Here is a 4,172-nt window from a genome sequence, read left to right on the forward strand (position 1 = left end):
CGGCTGCGCCGCTGACCGAGGCACAGGTCAAGGCGGCGATGGATGCCGGCAAGGAGAAATGCTTTGGCGTCGCCATGAAGGGACAGAACGACTGCAAGGCGGGTGCAGGAACCACCTGCCAGGGCACTTCGACTGTCGATTACCAGGGCAACGCCTGGAAATTTGTCGATGGCGGCACCTGCACGACCATGGACCTGCCCGGCGACCGCAAGGGCTCGCCCACGGAGCTGACCCGCGACATCCCGTCGTAAGCAATGCAACCGCTCGGAAAGCGGAGACGAAGATGAACGGTCTGGCCCCACCATCCCGCATGTCGAAAACCTCGCGCTTTCCGGCGCACCCGGTCGCTGGCCTTGCCGGCACCAGTTTCAAGCATGAACATCTACACGCGATCCTCGGCGACGACCCAAAGGGCGGCTTCTTCGAGGTTCACGCCGAAAACTACATGGGCGCCGGCGGCCCGCCGCACGATGCGCTGACCAAGATCCGCCGCGACTCTCCCGTTTCGCTGCACGGGGTGTGCATGTCGATCGGCGGACCGCGGCCGCTCGACAAAGCGCATCTCGGTCGCTTCAAGGCACTTGTCGACCGCTATGAACCGGCGCTCGTTTCCGAGCATCTCGCCTGGTCGACCCACGACACCACCTATTACAACGACCTGCTTCCCCTGCCCTATACGCCGGCAACGGTTTCGCGCGTCGCGGATCACATCGACGAAGTGCAAGGGACGATCGGCCGCCCGATCCTGCTCGAGAATCCCTCGACCTACGTGCTTTTCCCGGAATCGACGATGAGCGAGACAGATTTCATCCGCGCTTTGGTGCAGCGTACCGGTTGCGGCTTGTTGCTCGACGTCAACAACGTCTTCGTCTCGGCCACCAATCACGGCTACTCAGCCCTTTCCTACCTCGCGGATTTCCCGCTCGATCATGTCGGCGAAATCCATTTGGCCGGGCATGCCGAGCAGGAGGATGACGAGGGCGACCTGCTGCTTATCGACAGCCATGACGGCCCGGTCGAGGATGCGGTCTGGACGCTTTTCGATATCGTCATCGGCCGATGCGGGCCGCTGCCGACGCTGATCGAATGGGACAGCGACATTCCCAGCTGGCCGGTGCTCAAGGCGGAGGCCGCCGCCGCCCAAGCGATCCTCGACCGTCATGCCGACAGCTTGTTCGGAAAAGCCCATGCCGCAGGATGAGTTCCAATCGGGCGATCCCGGCCGCCGGTTCGACTATGCCGCGGCATTCACCGCCGGTTTGCTCGATCCTGACCGTGCCCCGCCTGACGCTGTCTCGGGGCCAAACGGCAAAGCTGCGGTCAAGCGATATGCCGTCTACCGCAACAACGTCACGGTCAGTCTGATCGATGCGCTGGCCGCCAGCTTTCCGGCGACGATGCGCATCACCGGCCCGGACTTCTTTCGCGCGATGGCGCGCTTTCATGTCCGCGAGACACCGCCCACCTCGCCGCTTCTGTTCGAATACGGCCGCGACTTTCCCGATTTCATCGAGTGCTACGAATACGCGCAATCGATGCCGTGGCTGGCCGACGTGGCGCGCCTAGAGCGGGCCTGGCTCGACGCCTATCACGCCGCTGACGCGGAACCGTTGGCTCCCGGAGCACTGGCGTCGATCCCGCCCGAACGACTGGCCGATACCGTGTTCGTGCCGCACCCGGCAACGCGCGCCATATGCTCGCGCTATCCGGTCGTGACGATCTTTGCGGCAAACCGGAGCGACGGTCCTGTCGGGCGGATCCAGGCGGGCGGCCCTGAAGATGCGCTGGTCACGCGGCCCGGCCTCGAAGTGTTTGTTTGCCACCTGCCGCCGGGCGGCGCTGTTTTTCTGGATCGCCTCGTGGCGGGCGAGCCGCTCGGCGCGTCGGCTGCGGCAGCATTTGCGGAGCGTGCCGAATTCGATCTTTCCGCCAACATTGCCGGCCTGCTGCAAGCGGGCGCCTTCACAGCGGCACACCAGGGAGGATGACCATGACGAACCATGGGCAGAATGTCAGCACCGAGCCGCGAGGGATCGCCGCTGTCGTCGAGAGAGTGAATGCCGCCTTGCGCACGAGTGCCACACCGTCGCTGACGCAGCTCGTCCTGCGCTGCGCACTCGCCGTCCCGTTCTGGCGGTCCGGCGTCAACAAATGGGACGGTTTTCTGCAGTTGAATGACGTCGCCGTGCTGCTTTTCAGCTCGGAGTTCAAGCTGCATTTGCCCGGCGGTCCTTATGATTTCCCCGCACCTGGGCTGGTGGCGTTCGTCTCAGGATCGGCGGAAATCCTGCTGCCAATTCTCCTTGTTCTCGGCCTGGCGACACGACTGGCGGCATTCGGGCTGCTGCTGATGACGCTGGTCATACAGCTCACCGTACCGGACGGCTGGCCGCTGCACATCACCTGGGCGGCGATGGCGCTTGGCATCATGGCGTGGGGACCCGGCCGGGTTGCGCTCGATCACTGGATCGGCACCGACAAAGGCTGATGGGGGCTGATGGGTTCCCCACCACTCCGGCGGTGACGCGAAGCATCAATTTCGTTTCGGTACAGCCTGCTTCCAGCGGCTTGCGGCCTCGTCGTCGGCCTCCTTGGCTTCGACCCAGCCGCCTTGCGAGCCGTCGGTGTGGTGTTCCTTCTTCCAGAACGGCGCGCGCGATTTCAGATAATCCATCAGGAAGTTCGCCGCTTCGAACGCCGCCTGCCGGTGCGCGGAGGCCGCGACCACCAGCACGATGTTCTCACCGGGCGCGATCCTGCCATGGCGATGGATGGCGGTGAGGCCCTGCAGCGGCCAGCGGCCGACCGCTTCGGCGGCGATGCGGCCGATCTCGGCCTCGGCCATGCCGGGATAATGTTCGAGTTCGAGTGCCGCGAGCCTACCAGCTTCGTCGCGGCAGAGACCCGAGAAAGTCACCACGGCGCCGATGTCGGCGCGGTCTCGCGTCATCTTGGCGATCTCGGCGGCGACATCGAAATCCTCCGCCTGGATGCGCACCGTCGGCACCACCGCGCCGGGCATTTCAGCCACCCGTCATCGGCGGGAACAGCGCGATCTCGCGCGCGCCTGATATCTTCTCGCGGTGCTCGACATGCTCCTGGTTGATGGCCACGCGGATCACATCAGGATATTGCAGCGCGTGCTCATACTCCTCGCCGCGCGATTTCAGCCAGCGCAGCAGGTCGGCCACGGTCTCGATGCCGGCGGGCAATTCGACATCCTCTTCCGGCTTGCCGATCCGCTCGCGCACCCAGGCGAAATAAATGAGCTTCGTCGACATCCTACTCGTCCATGATGTGCTTGAGGCCGGCGCGGAAGTAGTCGTAGCCAGTGTAGAGCGTGACCAAGGCGGCGATCCACAACAGCACCAACCCGGTCTGCGTGGTCAGCGGGAAGATCTTGTCGCCGGCAGGTCCCGCCAGCAGGAAGGCGATGGCGACCATCTGGATGGCGGTCTTCCACTTTGCCAGTTGCGTCACTGGCACCGAGACCTTCAGCGCCGCCAGATATTCGCGCAGGCCCGAGACCAGGATCTCGCGGCACAGGATGATGATCGCCGCCCACAGCGACCAGCCGGCGATGCCGGCATGGCGATCGGTGTCGGCCGCCAGCAGCAGCAGGCAAGTGGCGACCAGCAACTTGTCGGCGATCGGGTCGAGCATCTTGCCGATATTCGAGGTCTGCTGCCAGGCGCGCGCCAGATAGCCGTCGAGATAGTCGGTGATCGAGGCCAGCAGGAAAATGATCAGCGCCGACCAGCGGGCGAAGTCGCTCGACTTCAGATGCCCTTCGAGAAAAAAACACAGCACAACCAGCGGCACCGCAAGGATGCGGGCGTAGGTGAGCATGTTGGGCAGGTTGAATGCGCGCTGGGCCATATTCTTGGGAACTCTTTCTGCCTGCGTACTCAAATCAGAAGCGAATGTGGGGGGTCAACAGGCGATAGTCGATGGACCAACCGAAAATAGCAATCCATCAGCTCTCGTGAAAATGGTTGTAGACCAGCTTCGCCACCTGCTCGGATATACCATCGACCTTGACCAAATCCTCGATCGCGGCGCGGCCGACCGCCTTGGCGGTGCCGAAATGCATGAGCAGCGCGCGCTTGCGGCCTGGGCCGATGCCGCTGATCTCATCGAGCGGGCTCTTGACCATCTCCTTCTTGCGGCGG

Annotated in this window: 8 protein-coding genes; 4 read left to right on the plus strand and 4 right to left on the minus strand. The window is 63.8% G+C overall.

Annotation, left to right across the window (positions count from 1 at the left end):
* The 4 genes from E5W87_RS11230 to E5W87_RS11245 form a co-directional block, all read left to right on the plus strand.
* On the plus strand, window positions 1–251 hold a 251-nt coding region (locus E5W87_RS11230; protein ID WP_292397013.1), incomplete at its 5' end, for a DUF2282 domain-containing protein.
* A 32-nt stretch (window positions 252–283) separates the two neighbouring features.
* Entirely contained in the window at window positions 284–1,201 is a 918-nt protein-coding gene (locus E5W87_RS11235) for a DUF692 domain-containing protein (RefSeq protein WP_292397016.1), read from the plus strand.
* On the plus strand, window positions 1,188–1,988 hold the full coding sequence (locus tag E5W87_RS11240) for a DUF2063 domain-containing protein (protein WP_292397019.1): 801 nt from the start codon (window positions 1,188–1,190) through the stop codon (window positions 1,986–1,988). Before E5W87_RS11235 ends, E5W87_RS11240 begins: the two co-directional genes overlap by 14 nt.
* A gap of 2 nt (window positions 1,989–1,990) precedes the next feature.
* Window positions 1,991–2,488: a DoxX family protein gene (locus E5W87_RS11245; protein WP_292397022.1), complete on the plus strand. Its 498-nt coding sequence runs from the start codon at window positions 1,991–1,993 to the stop codon at window positions 2,486–2,488.
* Window positions 2,489–2,533: 45 nt separating this feature from the next.
* Here E5W87_RS11245 and E5W87_RS11250 read toward each other — a convergent pair whose 3' ends face one another.
* The 4 genes from E5W87_RS11250 to E5W87_RS11265 all read right to left on the minus strand — a co-directional run.
* Window positions 2,534–3,022, minus strand: a complete 489-nt coding sequence (locus tag E5W87_RS11250) for a molybdenum cofactor biosynthesis protein MoaE (RefSeq protein WP_292397084.1) — start codon at window positions 3,020–3,022, stop codon at window positions 2,534–2,536.
* A gap of 1 nt (window position 3,023) precedes the next feature.
* Complete coding sequence (gene moaD, locus E5W87_RS11255; RefSeq protein ID WP_095483222.1) at window positions 3,024–3,281, minus strand: molybdopterin converting factor subunit 1; 258 nt, start codon at window positions 3,279–3,281, stop codon at window positions 3,024–3,026.
* Window position 3,282: 1 nt separating this feature from the next.
* On the minus strand, window positions 3,283–3,879 hold the full coding sequence (gene pgsA / locus E5W87_RS11260; protein ID WP_095483221.1) for a CDP-diacylglycerol--glycerol-3-phosphate 3-phosphatidyltransferase: 597 nt from the start codon (window positions 3,877–3,879) through the stop codon (window positions 3,283–3,285).
* 97 nt (window positions 3,880–3,976) lie between these two features.
* Window positions 3,977–4,172, minus strand: a 196-nt coding sequence (locus tag E5W87_RS11265; protein ID WP_292397028.1) for a helix-hairpin-helix domain-containing protein, incomplete at its 5' end; no start/stop codon positions are given.

Source organism: Mesorhizobium sp. (assembly GCF_004962925.1).
Lineage (GTDB): Bacteria > Pseudomonadota > Alphaproteobacteria > Rhizobiales > Rhizobiaceae > Mesorhizobium.